Origin of the sequence: Janthinobacterium aestuarii (genome assembly GCF_051380835.1) — a bacterium.
In the GTDB taxonomy this organism is placed as follows: Bacteria; Pseudomonadota; Gammaproteobacteria; order Burkholderiales; family Burkholderiaceae_D; genus Janthinobacterium; species Janthinobacterium aestuarii.
Genome location: NZ_JBNYXU010000001.1, coordinates 1222378 through 1237379 on the forward strand (window position 1 = coordinate 1222378; position 15002 = coordinate 1237379).

At 64.6% G+C, this 15002-nt stretch carries 17 protein-coding genes and 2 tRNA genes; 13 read left to right on the top strand and 6 right to left on the bottom strand.

Annotation, left to right across the window (positions count from 1 at the left end; translation table 11 throughout):
• Nucleotides 1-31: 31 nt before the first annotated feature.
• From ACQ4WO_RS05455 to ACQ4WO_RS05465, 3 genes are all read left to right on the top strand, one after another.
• Nucleotides 32-358 carry a Dabb family protein gene (locus ACQ4WO_RS05455; protein ID WP_034750182.1) on the top strand — a complete coding sequence of 109 codons (327 nt, stop codon included), beginning with the start codon at nucleotides 32-34 and terminating at the stop codon, nucleotides 356-358.
• A gap of 73 nt (nucleotides 359-431) precedes the next feature.
• Nucleotides 432-507, top strand: a tRNA-Asn gene (locus ACQ4WO_RS05460).
• 151 nt (nucleotides 508-658) lie between these two features.
• A complete protein-coding gene (locus ACQ4WO_RS05465) occupies nucleotides 659-976 on the top strand; it encodes a hypothetical protein (protein WP_436480517.1) in 318 nt (105 codons plus the stop codon).
• Here ACQ4WO_RS05465 and ACQ4WO_RS05470 read toward each other — a convergent pair whose 3' ends face one another.
• From ACQ4WO_RS05470 to ACQ4WO_RS05480, 3 genes are read right to left on the bottom strand one after another with little or no spacing between them, the layout of a single operon-like run.
• Nucleotides 977-1996, bottom strand: a complete 1020-nt coding sequence (locus ACQ4WO_RS05470) for a sulfotransferase (protein ID WP_436480518.1) — start codon at nucleotides 1994-1996, stop codon at nucleotides 977-979.
• Nucleotides 1993-2730 (bottom strand): aspartyl/asparaginyl beta-hydroxylase domain-containing protein, encoded by a 738-nt coding sequence (locus ACQ4WO_RS05475; protein ID WP_436480519.1) that lies wholly within the window; start codon nucleotides 2728-2730, stop codon nucleotides 1993-1995. Before ACQ4WO_RS05475 ends, ACQ4WO_RS05470 begins: the two co-directional genes overlap by 4 nt.
• Entirely contained in the window at nucleotides 2715-3203 is a 489-nt protein-coding gene (locus ACQ4WO_RS05480; protein WP_436480520.1) for a GNAT family N-acetyltransferase, read from the bottom strand. The genes ACQ4WO_RS05475 and ACQ4WO_RS05480 overlap by 16 nt, the downstream gene beginning before the upstream one ends.
• 156 nt (nucleotides 3204-3359) lie before the next feature.
• Here ACQ4WO_RS05480 and ACQ4WO_RS05485 point away from each other — a divergent pair, with 156 nt between their 5' ends.
• The 6 genes from ACQ4WO_RS05485 to ACQ4WO_RS05510 all read left to right on the top strand — a co-directional run bounded on the left by ACQ4WO_RS05485 (nucleotide 3360) and on the right by ACQ4WO_RS05510 (nucleotide 10186).
• Nucleotides 3360-4376 (top strand): SAM-dependent methyltransferase, encoded by a 1017-nt coding sequence (locus tag ACQ4WO_RS05485; protein WP_436480521.1) that lies wholly within the window; start codon nucleotides 3360-3362, stop codon nucleotides 4374-4376.
• A 158-nt stretch (nucleotides 4377-4534) separates the two neighbouring features.
• Nucleotides 4535-5158: a sugar dehydrogenase complex small subunit gene (locus ACQ4WO_RS05490; RefSeq protein WP_436480522.1), complete on the top strand. Its 624-nt coding sequence runs from the start codon at nucleotides 4535-4537 to the stop codon at nucleotides 5156-5158.
• Nucleotides 5155-6813: a GMC family oxidoreductase gene (locus ACQ4WO_RS05495; RefSeq protein WP_436480523.1), complete on the top strand. Its 1659-nt coding sequence runs from the start codon at nucleotides 5155-5157 to the stop codon at nucleotides 6811-6813. The genes ACQ4WO_RS05490 and ACQ4WO_RS05495 overlap by 4 nt, the downstream gene beginning before the upstream one ends.
• Nucleotides 6810-8270, top strand: coding sequence for a c-type cytochrome (locus ACQ4WO_RS05500; protein WP_436480524.1), 1461 nt, complete (start codon nucleotides 6810-6812; stop codon nucleotides 8268-8270). The genes ACQ4WO_RS05495 and ACQ4WO_RS05500 overlap by 4 nt, the downstream gene beginning before the upstream one ends.
• Before the next feature lie 140 nt (nucleotides 8271-8410).
• Nucleotides 8411-8812 (top strand): GtrA family protein, encoded by a 402-nt coding sequence (locus ACQ4WO_RS05505; protein WP_436480525.1) that lies wholly within the window; start codon nucleotides 8411-8413, stop codon nucleotides 8810-8812.
• A 75-nt stretch (nucleotides 8813-8887) separates the two neighbouring features.
• Entirely contained in the window at nucleotides 8888-10186 is a 1299-nt protein-coding gene (locus ACQ4WO_RS05510) for an NCS2 family permease (protein ID WP_436480526.1), read from the top strand.
• A gap of 76 nt (nucleotides 10187-10262) precedes the next feature.
• On the opposite strand, the gene ACQ4WO_RS05515 is transcribed toward ACQ4WO_RS05510, so the two are convergent.
• Complete coding sequence (locus ACQ4WO_RS05515; protein ID WP_436480527.1) at nucleotides 10263-10970, bottom strand: GntR family transcriptional regulator; 708 nt, start codon at nucleotides 10968-10970, stop codon at nucleotides 10263-10265.
• A gap of 256 nt (nucleotides 10971-11226) precedes the next feature.
• On the opposite strand from ACQ4WO_RS05515, the gene ACQ4WO_RS05520 reads away from it, so the two are divergent.
• A tRNA-Asn gene (locus tag ACQ4WO_RS05520) sits at nucleotides 11227-11302 on the top strand.
• Between the two features lie 120 nt (nucleotides 11303-11422).
• Here ACQ4WO_RS05520 and ACQ4WO_RS05525 read toward each other — a convergent pair.
• On the bottom strand, nucleotides 11423-11806 hold the full coding sequence (locus ACQ4WO_RS05525) for a hypothetical protein (RefSeq protein ID WP_223278793.1): 384 nt from the start codon (nucleotides 11804-11806) through the stop codon (nucleotides 11423-11425).
• A 340-nt stretch (nucleotides 11807-12146) separates the two neighbouring features.
• Between ACQ4WO_RS05525 and ACQ4WO_RS05530 the strand changes: the two genes are divergently transcribed.
• Together ACQ4WO_RS05530 and ACQ4WO_RS05535 are read left to right on the top strand one after the other, a co-directional pair.
• Nucleotides 12147-12938: an alpha/beta fold hydrolase gene (locus ACQ4WO_RS05530; protein ID WP_436480528.1), complete on the top strand. Its 792-nt coding sequence runs from the start codon at nucleotides 12147-12149 to the stop codon at nucleotides 12936-12938.
• Nucleotides 12935-13312, top strand: coding sequence for a VOC family protein (locus tag ACQ4WO_RS05535; RefSeq protein ID WP_436480529.1), 378 nt, complete (start codon nucleotides 12935-12937; stop codon nucleotides 13310-13312). Before ACQ4WO_RS05530 ends, ACQ4WO_RS05535 begins: the two co-directional genes overlap by 4 nt.
• A 14-nt stretch (nucleotides 13313-13326) precedes the next feature.
• Here the strand turns inward: ACQ4WO_RS05535 and ACQ4WO_RS05540 are convergent, their stop codons facing one another.
• On the bottom strand, nucleotides 13327-14001 hold the full coding sequence (locus tag ACQ4WO_RS05540) for a hypothetical protein (protein WP_436480530.1): 675 nt from the start codon (nucleotides 13999-14001) through the stop codon (nucleotides 13327-13329).
• 139 nt (nucleotides 14002-14140) lie between these two features.
• Between ACQ4WO_RS05540 and ACQ4WO_RS05545 the strand changes: the two genes are divergently transcribed.
• The gene (locus tag ACQ4WO_RS05545; RefSeq protein WP_436480531.1) at nucleotides 14141-14980 is read left to right on the top strand and encodes a M15 family metallopeptidase; all 840 of its coding nucleotides are present in this window, start codon (nucleotides 14141-14143) and stop codon (nucleotides 14978-14980) included.
• The last annotated feature ends 22 nt before the right edge of the window (nucleotides 14981-15002 follow it).

Consider the following 15002-nt stretch of genomic DNA (forward strand, 5'->3'; position numbering starts at 1 on the left):
CTGAATGCAACCCCATAGGAGAGTTGCCACCATGACCTGTTCTATCCCGTTACGCCATATCGTCCTGTGTGATTTTCTTGAGGACATCACACCGGCCAAGCATGCCGAGCTGGTCTATGAGTTTTCCCAGCTTAAACACCGCATCCCCGGCGTGCTGCAATTCGAATGGGGGCCGAACGTCAGCCCGGAGGGCCTCGATGACGGCTTTACCGATTGCTTTACCTTGACCTTCGATGGCGCCAGTGCGCGTGACGTGTACCTGGCCCATCCGGCCCACCTGGCCTTTGTCGATCTGCTCAAGCCATGGCTGGGGCGGGTGCTGGTGTTCGACTATCAGCCCAGGGAAAATCCGGGCTGAGCGGCGCCGCGCGTAAATTTTTCAGCGTAAATCTGGACAACTGAAAATTTGCCCTATAGAATGCGGCCTCTTTTCCCTGATAGCTCAGTTGGTAGAGCGACGGACTGTTAATCCGCAGGTCCCTGGTTCGAGTCCAGGTCGGGGAGCCAGAACATCAGCAGTATCGAAAAGCCCAGCCTTTACGGTTGGGCTTTTTGCATTGCGGCCGTGGTTCTCGTGACATTTCACGCTGATTTGCCGAAAAGCATCTGTCATACTTGCTTGGCACGTTTGCTGCCTCTCGATGAAAACAACTTTCCTATGAAGAGTCTCTGCGCCCCGCTGCTGCTGCTGCTGCTGCTGCTGCTGGCCGCTGGCACGGCCTACGCGCCCCTTGCCGGCGGCCAAGGGCGCCAGCCGCCATCGGAAGCGAAGGTCAAACAGCAGATCATCGCCGAGTCGATTGCCGCCTATCCTGGCCGCTGCCCCTGTCCCTACAATGTCGCCAAGAATGGCAGCGCTTGCGGGGGACGCAGCGCATGGAGCAGGAAGGGCGGTGACGCCCCCATCTGCTATGAACGGGAAATCAGCAGCGAGATGGTGCGCAAGTGGCGCGAGGACAATGCCGCCGCGCTGTGACTATTGCCCCGTGCGCAACGCTTCCAGCGCCAGATAGCTGGGCTGCACTTGCGCGGCGATGGCGGCCAGGCCGTTGGCTGCGGCCACTGGCGGATCGCCGTGGTAGGCCGTGCCGTATTTCGCATGCACGCCGCCCCGCGCGCGCATCGCTTGCAACTGTGCCGGCGTGGGGGTGATGCCCAGGCGAGTCAATACATCGCTGAACACGATATCTGGCAATTGTTCGTAGTAAATTAACTGCAGCCGGCCGGCCGCCGCATGGGGCAGGGCCGCGTCGAACAGGCTGGTCAGCACGAGGCCCGTATAGCCATCGATATCGCCGGGCGCCAGCTGGTGCGGGGGCAGCGGCAGCTGTGTCGGGTGCAGCATGCCGGGAACCATTTGCGGGCCGCGCTGGCGCTGGTGCGAGGCCAGCACGGCCAGCGGTTCGCGGTAGACGAACAGGCAGGGCGTGCCGGGAAACGCTTGCAGCAGCAAGTCCAGGCTGTGGACGTGCCAGCAGTCGAACTTGATGATGAAGTGCGTTTCTGTGCCCGAGCGGCGCTGGCCCAGTGCCAGGATGGCCTGGCGCAGCAGGGCGATGCCGGCGGCTGGGTCATCGCTGTCGTGATGCAGGCGCAGCAGCGAATCGATCACGGGCGGCTCGGACATGACTATGCATTGCGGCAAGGACGCCAGCAGCTGGCTCAGCAGGGTTGAGCCGCAGCGCGAGACGTGGAAGATGAAGGCGTCGGGCGCCAGGCCATCGCCGAGCGTGGCCATCATGGTTAGCGCCGCCAGCGGCGTGCGGCAGACGCGGCGCTCCTCATGCGGCTGGCGCGCCAGGGTATTGACAAAGAAGGCGTCGCTGAACACCGTTTCCCCCAGCGCGCGCCAGCACATGGCGGCGTCCGCCAGCGCCTCGCCACGTTCCACGTACAACGGATACCAGCCGCGCAAGTCCATGCCTTCGTGCCATGCCACCGTCTTGCCTTTGGCCAGCAGGCGTTCCTGCTGGGCCAGGCCCGGCGCGGCGCTCATGGCGCTCTCCCGTCGGCCAAGGCGGACAGTTGGCTGGCCAGCGCCAGGCTGGCAGGCGAGGGCGACAGTCGCAGCTGGGCGATGACGGCCCGCACATTGCCATCGTTGATGCTGGGGTCGCCATATTTGCGGGCCGTTTTCGGCACGAAACCGGCCGAGGCGAACAGCGTTTCGAGCCAGGCATTGGTGACGCAGTCGAGCACGAGGTGGATGCGCGGCGCCGTACCCCGGTTATGCACGGCGTGCAGGCGGCTGGCGTCCATGTACCAGGCGTGGCCGGGCGTGAAGTGCACGTTCTCGCCGTCAATGCTGAACAGCACCTGCGGCGTAGTGTGGATGGGGATGTGGATGCGGATCAAGCCATCGGCCAGCGACGTGCCGGCGTCGCGGTGGGCGCGGATGATGGCGCCCGGCGCCAAAGCCATCAGGCGCGCGGCGCGGATCTCGCAGGCGAAGCTGGCGAGCACCTCGCGCAGGCAGGGACAGCGCGCCAGTTGCGGCGTGCCGGCATAGGCGGCGCCGTCGACGGGCATGATGTCGCCGGCTGCTCCGCCCGGCGAGCGCAGCGGCACGCAGCTCCAGCCCGTGTCGTAGGTGCCCGTATTGAAATGATGGATCCACTCGTCCGTGGCGAACTGGTCGCTGTCGCGCTGCATGCGCGCCACGTCAAAGCGCAGCGGCAGCCGCAGCCAGGTGCTGGGTGGAGTCGGCGCCGGCACTATGGCGCGCTCCATTCCAGCTGCTCCTGCACCTCGTTTTCCCCGCGCAATCGGAAGCCCAGCCGCTGGTACAGCGCGCGCGCGGCGGCGTTGCTTTTGTTGACGGCAAGGTGGATCCGGCATTGATGCGCGCCCGCTTGCGCCTGCAGGCCGCGCAGCACGGCGCTGCCTGCGCCCTGGCCTTGCGCGGCGGGCAGGATGGCGATGTCGAGCAGGTGCAGCACCTGATCCTGGCGGTCCAGGACCAGGCGCCCGATGGGCGTGTCGCCGTGCTGCAGCACCAGGTATATGGCCTGCGGATACGCTTGCCGGTAACCGTGGCTTTGCATGCGCTGCTGCATGGCGATCAGCTGCTCGATGACGGCGGGATCTGCCGGCATCTGGCGCAGGTCGTCGCGCGTGGAGCTGTACAACGCGGCGGCAAAGCCATCGTCGTCGTCGCGCTGGACGCGCAACTGGTAGGGGGCGGAAAGCGGCAAGTCGTGCATCGGTGCTCCGGTAGGTGGTGGCGATGGGGGCGATGGTGCCAAATGCGCAGGCGTTTATTTATTTGCTATGCTGCCAATTTTTCCGCGCACTTGCAATCATTTCAAGGAAGCCGCCATGCATTCTGTCTTTATCCTGCCTTGCCCGTGGCGTTGCGCGTGACTTCGGCGCGCGCGGAACTGGCCGCCATGGCGGCCGCGCTGTGCGATCCGCAGCGTTCGCTGGCCAGCCTGGTCGGCGAAACGGTGCAGCTGCGCCAGCTCGTCGAGCGCCATTCGCGCCTGCCCATGGACCGGCCGGACGGCTTGCGCGACGGCGAAAGTTTTCTCCCCAGCGGCTGGGCCATTTCGCCCGTGCAGGCGGGACTGTGCGCGCGCGAGCCGTATCGCAGCGCCGCCTTCATCCAGGGCCTGGCGCTGGCCGTGCGCGAGCGGCTGGCCGTGAACGGCGGGCGGCCCGTGCGCGTGCTGTATGCGGGCTGCGGTCCGTTTGCCTTGCTGGCCCTGCCGGTGATGGCCGTGCTGGATGCCAGCGACGTGCAGTTTGCCATCCTCGACGTGCATATGGAAACCCTGGACTATGCGCGCGAACTGATCGCCGCCCTGGGCCTCGATGGCCACGTCGCCGGGTATATTTGCGCCGACGCGGCCGCCTATCAAATACCTGCAGGCGCCATGCCGGACGTGATCGTCAGCGAAACCATGAATACGGCGCTGGGCAAGGAGCCGCAGGTGGCCATCCTGCGCAATCTGCACGCCCAAGCGCCCGCGGCGGCGCTGCTGCCGGCGGCCGTCACCGTGCACCTGGGCCTGGACCGGCGCAGCCCTGGCGAGCCGTGCACGGACTGGGGCCGCGTGTTTGCCCTCGATGCGGACGCCTTGCGCGCCTGGCAGGGGGAGCGGGGCGACACGCTTCCGGCCGCCAGCATCCGCCTGCCCGACGTGCTGGAGCAGGCGCCGCGCTTGCTGACGCGCATCCGCGTGCATGGCGACATCGTCTTGGGCGACCATGAGTGCAGCTTGAACTTGCCACTGCCTTTGCCGGGCAAGCCGAACCTGGCCGGCGGCAGCGTGCTGGACTTCCATTACCGGCTGGGCGGCCAGCCGGGGCTGGCGTTTTGCCTGCGCGAAACGCCTGAATCCATGCAGGAATTGCACAAGCCGGAGTCTCAGTAGTAATACTACATTGGCAGACTATTTACTTCTGTAGGATAATATGGAACCGGTTCCATCTATGCGCAAATGCACTACGGCGCAATCATCGAAGTCAATAAAACAACAAGTCTTGCGGGAGTCTCATGAACCATCCAGGCAACGAACCATCTGCAACATCCGTGTCATCCCTTCCCCGCATCAGCCGCCGCCATGCCCTGATCGGCCTGGCCGCCTTGCTGGCGCAAGCCGGTTTCTGGAGCAATCCCCTGTCCGCCGCCATGCAGGCGCCGGCCAGCGCGCCGGCTGCCGGCCTGGCGCCCGCCACCATGCTGTTCTACACCCTGTCGCAAACGATCACGGGCCACCGCGATCTGTCCGTCGCGACGGCGGCGCGCATCGAGCAAGCCATGCGCACCAACGTGCCCGGCTTCGCCGAGCGCTTGCCGCAACTGGGCGCGCTGCTCGTCACGGGCCAGGAAGCGAAGACCTTGCTGGCGGCCGCCAGCGCCGCCGATGCGGGGCTGCGCGAGCTGGCGCTGGCCATCGTCGCCGCCTGGTACACGGGCACCGTCGCCGGCAACGCGGCGCAGGGTACGAAATCCATCGTCGTCGCCTACGCCGAGGCCTTGATGTACCGCACGGTGGCCGATGGCCAGGTCGTGCCGACTTACTGCAATTACGGCCCCCTGTGGTGGCTGAAGGCGCCGCCGGCCGTGCGCGTTTTCGCACCCGTGGAACCGAAACCCGTGCCCGCGCCGGCCACCACCGGCACCCCCGAACCGAAAGGCAAGCAAGCAAAATGAAATCACCCCAATTCAAGAGTAATGGCGACGTCGTCGCCGATGTCGTCATCGTCGGTACTGGTGTCGTCGGCGCCATGATGGCCGACCAGCTGGCCGCGCAGGGTCACTCCGTGATCATGCTGGAAGCGGGCCTGCGCATCGAGCGGGGGCAAGCCGTGGAAAACTGGCGCAACATGCCGTTCGAGAACCGCGTCGGTTCCGACTTCCAGGGCCTGTATCCGCAAGCGGAAAACGCGCCCGCGCCGCTGTATTTCCCGAAGAATAACTACGTGGAAGTGTCCGGTCCCAACGGCAGCAGTTTCCAGCAGGGCTATCTGCGCACGGTGGGCGGCACGACCTGGCACTGGGCGGCGTCGTGCTGGCGCCATCTGCCGTCCGACATGCGCATGAAAAGCGACTACGGGGTAGGGCGCGACTGGGCCATTTCCTACGATGAACTGGAACCGTACTATTGCCGCGCCGAGCAGGAAATGGGCGTGGCCGGCCCCAACGATCCGGCCCTGCAGTCGCCGAGCGAGCGCAGCGCGCCGTATCCGATGGACATGGTGCCCTGGGGCTATGGCGACAAGCGCTTCGCCGAAGTAGTCAATCCGCACGGCTACCGTTCCGTGCCGATTCCGCAAGGCCGCTCGACGCGCCCATGGCAGGGCCGTCCCACCTGCTGCGGCAATAACAATTGCCAGCCGATCTGCCCCATCGGCGCCATGTACAACGGCATCCACCACGTAGAACGGGCCGAGCTGAAGGGCGCTGGCGTGCTGGCCGAGGCCGTCGTCTATCGCATCGACACGGACCACAACAACAGAGTGACGGCCGTGCACTGGTATGACGCCAAGAAACAGTCGCACATGGCGACGGGCAAGGCTTTCGTGATTGCCTGCAACGGTATCGAAACGCCGCGTTTGCTCTTGCTGGCGGCGAACAAGAACAATCCGAACGGCATCGCCAACAGTTCTGACCAGGTGGGCCGCAACATGATGGACCATTCTGGTTTCCACTGTACCTTCCTCGCCAATGAACCGATCTGGACGGGCCGCGGCCCCGCGCAAAGCAGCTGCCTGGTGGGCCCGCGCGACGGCGCCTTCCGCGCGCAATATTCGGCCAACAAGATGATCCTGAACAATATCACCAGGGTCGGACCCGCTACCCAGCAGTCGTTGAAGCTGGGCCTGGTGGGCAAGGACCTCGACGATGAGATCCGCCGCCGCGCCGCGTTTGGCGTGGACTTGTCGATCAGCCTGGAACCGCTGCCCGAAGCGCACAACCGCCTGACCTTGAGCAAGACGCGCAAGGACCCGCTGGGCCTGGCCTGTCCCGATATTTACTATGACGTGGGCGACTACGTGCGCGATGGCGCGAAGGCCGCGCATGCGCAGCTCAGGCACATCGGCAAGCTGTTCGGCGCCGTGGAATTCCATATCACCGACAGCCTGAACGCGAATAACCACATCATGGGCGGCGTCATCATGGGTTCGAATCGCGCCGATTCCGTGGTCGACGGCAATTGCCGCGCCCACGACCACGCCAACCTGTGGCTGCCCGGCGGCGGCGCCATGCCGTCGGCCAGCGTCGTGAACACCACCCTCAGCATGGCCGCGCTCGGTTTGCGCGCTGCCGACGACATCGCCCGTACCCTGGCAAGGGAGGCAGCATGATGCGCCGTTTATTGCTGACCCTGTCCTTGGCGGCCGGCTTGCCGCTGGCCGCGCACGCTGCGCCACCGGCGCCGCCCGTCACCCTGACGCCGGACCGTCCGGCCGTGCCTGCCGCCGCCAAGCCCGATGCGCGCCTCGAGCGGGGCCGCTACCTGGCCATCGCCGCCGACTGCATGGCGTGCCATACGGCAGCGGGCGGCAAGCCGTATGCGGGCGGCTACGCCATCGACTCGCCGCTGGGCACGATCTACGCGACGAATATCACGCCATCGAAAAAAGGCGGCATCGGCCACTATACGGAAGCCGACTTTGCGCGTGCGCTGCGCGAAGGCGTGCGCGCCGATGGCAGCCACCTGTATCCGGCCATGCCCTACACCAGCTATGCGCAGCTGACGGATGCGGACGTGGGCGACCTGTATTACTACTTCATGCAGGCCGTCAAGCCCGTCGACGAGCCAGCGCGCCAGACGGCCCTGCCATTCCCGTTCAATGTGCGCCTGTCGATGCTGGGCTGGAATACCTTGTTCCTCGACAATAAGCGCTTCGTGCCGGACGCAACGAAGAGCGCGCAGATCAACCGCGGCGCCTACCTGGCCGAAGGCCTGGCGCACTGCAGCGCCTGCCATACGCCGCGCAATGCGCTGATGGCGGAAATCGGCAGCCAGACCCTGGCCGGCGCCTCGCTCGGTTCCTGGCATGCGCCGAACATCACGTCCGACAAGGTCAGCGGCATCGGCGCGTGGACGGATGCGGAAATCGCCGCCTACCTGAAGACGGGCCATGTGGAAGGCAAGGGGCAGGCGGCGGGCGGCATGGCCGAAGCCATCCAGAACAGCCTGCAATTTTTGCGCGACGACGACGTGGCCGCCATCGTCGCGTGGCTGCGCACGGTGCCGCCCGTGCGCGCGCCGGGCCAGACCAAGGCTGCCTTCAGCCATGGCAGCGCCGCCAGCGAAGAACCGCTGCTGCGCGGTATGGCCAGTTCCACCGAGCGCCATTCGCTCAATAGCGGCGCCGTGCTGTTTTCCGGCTACTGCGCCAGCTGCCACTCGGCCAGCGGCGCCGGCAGCACGGGCCAAAGCTATCCGGCCCTGTTCAACAACACGGCGACCGGAGGCAACACGCCGGCCAACCTGGTGTCGGCCATCTTGTTTGGCGTCGAGCGCAAGATCGAAGGGGAAGAGCACGAGGCATTCATGCCCCGTTTCGACCAGCGCTCCTACGTGCAGCCATTGACGGACGAGCAGATCGCGTCGATCGCCAATTACGTATTGAAACAGTACGGCAACCCGGACCTGTCCGTCACGCCCGCCTACGTGGCGCAGGCGCGCAGCGGTGGCGAGAAACCCGTGCTGGCGCGGGCGCAACCGTTCATGCTGCCGGGCGGCATCGTGGGCATCCTGCTGCTGATCGCGCTGTTTGTGTGGTTGCGCCGGCGCCGCCAACGCAAGGAATAAGTGTCGAAACGGCGGCGAATATGAACGTTGGGCGCAACTTGCAGTAAAATGCAGGCTGAAAAATGGTTACGAGCAATCGTAGCCATTTTTTATTCTGGCCCGATCCTGGCGAGAGTGTTCGCCATATTTGAAAATTGACAATGTCCCATTCCCTGCATCACCAATTTCTACGTTTCGCCGCCGTCGGCGCTTCCGGTACGGCCGTGCAATACAGCGTGCTGTGGGGCGGCGTGGAATGGGCCGGCATCAGCGCCGCCGCCGCGTCCGGCATCGGCTACATCCTCGGTTCCGTCGTCAACTACATTCTCAATTACTTTTTCACGTTTAAAAGCGACAAGGGCCATGGCGAGGCGGCTTCCAAGTACTTCACCTTGCTGGGCATCGGCTGGTGCATCAATACGGGCCTGATGTGGCTGCTGGTACACCAGCTGGGCTGGTATTACTGGCTGGCGCAGGTGCTGGCGACGGGCATCGGGCTGGTCTGGAATTTCGCGGGCAGCCGCTGGTGGGCCTTCAAACCGGCTGGCACAGCGACCAAGTAACTAGTTATTGCAAGAAAAAAAGATGCGTCTTGGCCAAGACCAGGCGCGCGGTTTTACCAAAACAGGGGGTTAATCATGCAGTTCCTGGAACGCTATTTCAAACTGAAGGACAACGGGACCAATGTGCGCACGGAGCTGCTGGCCGGCCTGACCACGTTCCTGACGATGGCCTACATCATCTTCGTCAACCCGTCCATCCTCGGCGACGCGGGCATGCCGAAAGACGCCGTTTTTGTCGCCACCTGCCTGGCGGCCGCCATCGGCACCCTGATCATGGGCTTGTACGCGAACTACCCGATCGCGCTGGCGCCGGGTATGGGTTTGAATGCGTATTTCTCGTACACGGTGGTCAAGGGCATGGGCATGAGCTGGGAAGTGGCGCTGGGTGCCGTCTTCATTTCCGGCTGCCTGTTCATCCTGGTGAGCCTGTTCAAGGTGCGCGAGATGATCATCAACAGCATCCCGCCCGCGCTGCGCACGGCGATCACCGTGGGTATCGGCTTGTTCCTGGCGATCATTTCCCTGAAAAGCGCGGGCGTGGTGGTGTCGAATCCGGCCACCATCATCGCCCTGGGCGACTTGCACCAGGCGGCGCCCATCCTGGCCATCCTTGGCTTTTTCATCATCGTCGCGCTGGACCGCCTGAAAGTGCCGGGCGCCATCCTGATCGGCATCCTCGCCATCACGATTGCCAGCTTCTTCTTTGGCGGCAACCAGTTCAACGGCATCGTCTCGGCGCCACCGGCCATCGAGCCGACCCTGTTCAAGCTCGACATCATGGGCGCGCTGTCGATCGGCATCGTCAACGTGGTGCTGGTGTTTTTCCTGGTCGAACTGTTCGATGCAACGGGCACCCTGATGGGCGTGGCCAACCGTGCCGGTCTGCTGAAAGACGGCAAGATGGAACGCATGAACAAGGCCTTGCTGGCCGACAGCACGGCGATCGCGGCCGGCGCCTGCCTGGGCACGTCCAGCACGACGGCTTTCGTGGAAAGCGCAGCCGGCGTGCAAGCGGGCGGACGCACGGGCTTGACGGCCGTGGCCGTTGCGCTGCTGTTCCTGGGTAGCCTGTTCTTTGCCCCGCTGGCGCACACGGTACCGCCGTACGCGACGGCGCCCGCGCTGCTGTACGTGGCTTGTTTGATGTTGCGCGAACTGACCTTCATCGATTGGGATGACAGCACGGAAAGCATTCCGGCCGCCATCACGGCGCTGATGATGCCATTTACGTATTCCGTGGCCAGTGGCGTCGCCTTCGGCTTCATCACCTATGCCGTATTGAAACTGCTGACAGGCAAGGGCAAGCAGGTGTCCGTGGTGGCTTACATCATCGCCGCCATCTTCCTGTTCAAGTTTATCTACCTGGGTGAGTAGCGGTTTTTTCGTCGCATGTGACATGTAACAAGGCCGCCCATGCATCCGCACCGGCGGCCTTTTTTGATAGTGCGGCCTACATCAGCAGTGCCGCCACCAGGTCTTTTTTGGCCTCGCCGGCGCTGCCGTCGAAGCGCAGGGCCGCTTCCACGTGCGCCAGGTGCTCGACCATCAGGCGCGCCGCCAGATCCGCGTCGCCGCTGCGCGCCGCCTCGAGAAAGCGGCGGTGCTCGTCGCACGAGCAGGCGGCATCATGGCCCGACTGGTACAGCATGGTGATGAGCGAACTGCGGCCCACCAGTTCGCGCACGATGTCGCGCAGGACGGCGTTGCCGGCGATATCGGCCAGCAAGACGTGGAAGTCGCCCAGCAGTTGCGAGCGCAGCGGCGTCGCCTGGGCCAGCGCCTGGCGTTCCGCTTTCAGGTGGCGCTCGAGCATCCTGTAGTCGGCAGGCTTGGCCCGCGCAACGAATTCGCGCGCCAGTGCCGCCTCGATGATGCGCCGCGCGGCAAAGATGTCGCGCGCCTCCGCTTCGGTCGGCTGGCTGACGAAGGCGCCCTTGTCGGGCACCATGCGTATGAGTTTGTCTTTGGAGAGGATGAGCAGGGCGGCGCGGATCTTGGTGCGGCTGACGCCGTACAGCCGGCACAGCGCCTCTTCGCGCAGCCGCGTGCCGGGTGGCAATTGTCGCGCCACGATGGCGGCCGCCATATGTGCGGCAATGTCCGCCGAGCTGTCGCCCCTGCCGGGATGGTCCACCAGTGTTGCGCTTGATTCTGTCATGTCGGGTGAGAGCAGTAAGCCAGGGGCAAGGTGCGCCTTGCAAGCGCATGTCCGCGCGGGGGCGTGGTCGACGCTCCGCTGCCGGCATGCCGTTGTGCGCCTTGCGTGTCGGCAAGGCCTGGCTATTCTACTATCTTGCGTGGCGCTGCGCAGACGGGCGCAGCCAGCCGGCGAGGCTTGCTCCCTGGCCAGTTTTGCTGGCCATGCAGCAACAACTGGACATGAGAAATTTTGACGTATATAATTCGGCCTCCTTTCCCTGATAGCTCAGTTGGTAGAGCGACGGACTGTTAATCCGCAGGTCCCTGGTTCGAGTCCAGGTCGGGGAGCCAGAACAAGCAGCAGCAAAAGGCCACGTGGCAACACGTGGCCTTTTTTGTCATGCGCACACGGTTTCCCGTTCACGCTAGTTATCGCCTCAGCGCATCAACGACGTGCGCGCTGTTCCCTGATCAGGGATCCACAAACACGTCGAAACGCACCTTGAGCGGGCTGCCCCACGAGATATCCACCCAGGCACGGAAGCCGCCGTTATATGGCGCGATGTTGTACACGGCCATACGGGCTGAGCCGATGAAGCGGTTCTGGGGAGTGGCGCCATATTCGCTGATGTTGAGCAATACGCGCGAATTGGCCTTCACGTTGGCGTTGGCGAAGTTGACCGAAGGATGCACGCCGTTGGCCGTCCACGTGTAGTAGGTGGTGAAGGCGGCGGCGCTCAGGTTCAGGTCCTGTGCGGCCGCGTCTTGCGAGGCCTGGCCGTCCTGCTCCAGCGGCAGGTCGGTGGTTTCCGGGGCCAGGTTGCTGCCCGTGTGATTTTCTACTTTCATTTCCATGATGTACTCCTGATCGATAGTTTGGACACCGCGCCTGTCGTTGTGCGGCAAGACGCCCTATCTGGGTTGCCGTGACGGCCAGTGTCACGTCCGGGCTGATAAGGTAGCCGCCTGCTCCATGCTGTTGGAGTAATTCATTCTAGGCATACACAGGCGTAGAAAGCGCGCTGGGCCGCTGGAAAAGGGGCGCTCGCTTGTGCTGGCGCAAACACCTTGCAGGCAAGCGGCAAGAACTTTTCCAGCAGGCTATTTTTATGGGGGCGCCACGCATGCCGCGCAGGACAATGGCACAATAGGCCCAGCCGACCTGCCGATACGGAACCCGTTGCGAGCCTAGCCCATGCCGATACTGAACCTGAGTGCCGAAACCGATATCTATTACGAACTGATCGAAGGCGACCCCGCCAAGCCCTGCCTGGTATTCCTGCATGAGGGGCTCGGTTGCTGTGCGATGTGGAAAGATTTTCCCGCGCAGCTATGCCAGGCGACGGGATGCCGCGGCTTGCTGTACGACCGCCACGGCTATGGGCAGTCGTCGCCGCTGGTGGCGCGCCGCCAGCTCCATTATTTGCACGACTACGCGCTGTGCGAGCTGCCGCAAGTGCTGGCGGCACTGCTGCCGGGACAGGACCATTTTCTCGTCGGCCACTCCGATGGCGGCAGCATCGCCCTGATCTATGCGGCGCAGCAGCCGCCGCGCTTGCGCGGCATCATCACCGAGGCGGCGCACGTGTTTGTCGAAGGCATCACGCTCGACGGCATACGCGAGGCGGACGCGGCGTTTGGCGCGGGCAAGCTGCGCGCGCTGGCGAAATACCATGGCGACAAGACGGAGACCATCTTCAAGGCCTGGTCGGATACCTGGCTCAGCTATGGCTTCCAGTTCTGGAACATCGAATACCTGCTGCCCTCCGTCGAATGCCCGGCGCTGGTGGTGCAGGGCAGCGAAGACCAGTACGGCAGCGCGGCCCAGGTCGACACCATCGTGGCGCAGGCGCTCAACGCCATGCCCGCCATGGTCGAGCAGTGCGGCCATACGCCGCACCAGGAGCAGCCACAGGCATTGCTGGCGCTGATGGAAGGCTTTTTGCAAGGCCGCATGGACGTGGCCACTCACCCGAGACACCCATGATAGACCACCTCGACCACCTGGTATTGACCACCCGCGACAAGGCGGCCTGCATCGATTTTTATACGCGTGTGCTGGGCATGCAGCTGGAAACGTTTGGCGCCGGCCGCCATGCCTTCAAGTTTGGCGCGCAAAAAATCAATCTGCATGAGGCCGGCAAGGAATTCCTGCCCAAGGCGGATTTGCCCACGCCCGGTTCGCTGGACCTGTGCTTCATCGCCGCCATCCCGCTCGACGTGTTCATCGCCCATTTGGCGGCGCTGGGGATTGCCATCGAGGAAGGTCCGGTGGCCCGCACGGGCGCCAACTGGCCCATCCGCTCCGTGTATCTGCGCGACCCGGACCGCAACCTGATCGAAGTATCCGAGCGCGCCTGAGGTTTGCCGGGCACTCAATGGCAGGCGGGATCGCTGTCCCATCGGCCCGAGCAGATGCGCGAACGGCACAGCATGCCTTCGATCAGGCCCAGCTGCTGACAGCGCTGCAACAGTTCCGCCGTTTCTTCTTCCTGTTTGCGCAGCACCACGTCGCGCGCGGGTACCGCCGTGCCTGCTTGCCGGTGCGCATGGGCCACCATCGCCGTCAGCAAGGCGACGTCGCTGTCGCCTGGCGCGGCAGCCGGTCTCGGCTCCTGAGGACGCGTGGCCGCCTGGCGCGCGGGCGGCGGCGTCTTGCGCGGCGCACTCGAGGCTGCCGCCTCGGGCAAGGGCGGTCCCGCCGTATTGACGATGGTGGCCGCCTGCGGCGGGGAGGCCGCCTGTTGCAGCACCGTTGGCGCCGGTATTGCGGGTGCCGCCATGGCCGTGGCGGGCGCCGGCGGCAGTGGCGGGGCGTCCGTGTCGTAGGCGAGCACGACCGTGATCAGCGCCGGCAGGCACAGCGCGCCAGCGGCTCCGTGCCGCCAGCCGGGGCGCCAGCGCCGGGCAGGCTTGGCCACAGGCGCGGCGACACCGTGTTCGAGCTGCGACAGGATGCCCTTGTCTTCGATGCGCGCGCCAGCCGCGCCGGTCTTGCTCAGCAGGTCAGGTCCGCGCGCCTGGCCATCCCCGGTTTTCAGTAAAGACAAAATATCACCTCCGCAGTGGATCAAATTCGACTGACCTTGATGTAAACCGCGCTCATGCGGGCCGCGGACGCCTACGATCTAGCGATACCGCCGAGCAATGGATTGCCCGGCCCCGCCGATTCCCGTCACGGAGCGCCCCATGTTCGTCGCCCTGGTCCTGATGTATTTCTTGCTCGCCTGTTTTGCCTGCTGGCTGCTGCTGTTTCCCGGCGGGCGCGCCATCGTGCTGCACACGCTCGTCAACCTGGGCTGGCGCATGCAGCGGCGTGCACAGGGGTTGCAGCGGGGCGGCGGCGCGCAGTGGCAGCGCGTGCAGCAACACACGGGCTCGGGCATGGCGCGCGTCTGGCAACTGCTGTGGCGGCATCGTTGGCTGAGCCTGGCAGGCAGCGTGCTGGTCATCGTGCCGCCGCTGCTGGCCTGGCTGTCCAGCGACCGCATCGCCCTGCGCGGCTATGCCGACCAGCAACATGTCATCAACGACCAGGTCAGCGACTTGCTCAAGGGCGAGCAGCTGGTGCCGCCACCGACCTTGCCGCCGCTGCTGTTTTCCACGGCGGAAGTGACGCAGCTGCGCCCGCTGCTGGGCGGCGCCAGCCGCAACTGGCAATTGCTCGACCACGATTTCGCGCAGCGTCTGCTGCTGGTCTTCAAGATCATGAAGGATGTGCATGGCTATGACATGGTGTTGCTGGAAGGCTATCGCAGCCCCGCGCGCCAGGATCAATTGGCGGCGGCCGGCCCGAACGTGACGAACGCGAAGGCGTTTCAAAGCTATCACCAGTATGGCCTGGCGGCCGATTGCGCATTCATGCATGAAGGAAAGCTCATCATTTCTGAAAAAAATGCCTGGGCCATGCGCGGCTACCGTTTATATGGCGTGACGGCCGAATCGGTGGGCCTGCGCTGGGGCGGACGCTGGACCAAAATGGATTTTGGCCACACGGAATTGCCGCAACCGCGCGTGCTTGGCAAGTAAGCCGCGCCAGCCATTCTAGCGC

What these genes read in the sequence shown, in the direction of transcription:
- ACQ4WO_RS05455 (WP_034750182.1), top strand. Translation starts at nt 32, where the DNA reads ATGACCTGTTCTATCCCGTTACGCCATATCGTCCTGTGTGATTTTCTT.
- ACQ4WO_RS05465 (WP_436480517.1), top strand. Translation starts at nt 659, where the DNA reads ATGAAGAGTCTCTGCGCCCCGCTGCTGCTGCTGCTGCTGCTGCTGCTG.
- ACQ4WO_RS05470 (WP_436480518.1), bottom strand. Translation starts at nt 1,996, where the DNA reads ATGAGCGCCGCGCCGGGCCTGGCCCAGCAGGAACGCCTGCTGGCCAAA.
- ACQ4WO_RS05475 (WP_436480519.1), bottom strand. Translation starts at nt 2,730, where the DNA reads ATGGAGCGCGCCATAGTGCCGGCGCCGACTCCACCCAGCACCTGGCTG.
- ACQ4WO_RS05480 (WP_436480520.1), bottom strand. Translation starts at nt 3,203, where the DNA reads ATGCACGACTTGCCGCTTTCCGCCCCCTACCAGTTGCGCGTCCAGCGC.
- ACQ4WO_RS05495 (WP_436480523.1), top strand. Translation starts at nt 5,155, where the DNA reads ATGAAATCACCCCAATTCAAGAGTAATGGCGACGTCGTCGCCGATGTC.
- ACQ4WO_RS05500 (WP_436480524.1), top strand. Translation starts at nt 6,810, where the DNA reads ATGATGCGCCGTTTATTGCTGACCCTGTCCTTGGCGGCCGGCTTGCCG.
- ACQ4WO_RS05505 (WP_436480525.1), top strand. Translation starts at nt 8,411, where the DNA reads ATGTCCCATTCCCTGCATCACCAATTTCTACGTTTCGCCGCCGTCGGC.
- ACQ4WO_RS05510 (WP_436480526.1), top strand. Translation starts at nt 8,888, where the DNA reads ATGCAGTTCCTGGAACGCTATTTCAAACTGAAGGACAACGGGACCAAT.
- ACQ4WO_RS05515 (WP_436480527.1), bottom strand. Translation starts at nt 10,970, where the DNA reads ATGACAGAATCAAGCGCAACACTGGTGGACCATCCCGGCAGGGGCGAC.
- ACQ4WO_RS05525 (WP_223278793.1), bottom strand. Translation starts at nt 11,806, where the DNA reads ATGGAAATGAAAGTAGAAAATCACACGGGCAGCAACCTGGCCCCGGAA.
- ACQ4WO_RS05530 (WP_436480528.1), top strand. Translation starts at nt 12,147, where the DNA reads ATGCCGATACTGAACCTGAGTGCCGAAACCGATATCTATTACGAACTG.
- ACQ4WO_RS05535 (WP_436480529.1), top strand. Translation starts at nt 12,935, where the DNA reads ATGATAGACCACCTCGACCACCTGGTATTGACCACCCGCGACAAGGCG.
- ACQ4WO_RS05545 (WP_436480531.1), top strand. Translation starts at nt 14,141, where the DNA reads ATGTTCGTCGCCCTGGTCCTGATGTATTTCTTGCTCGCCTGTTTTGCC.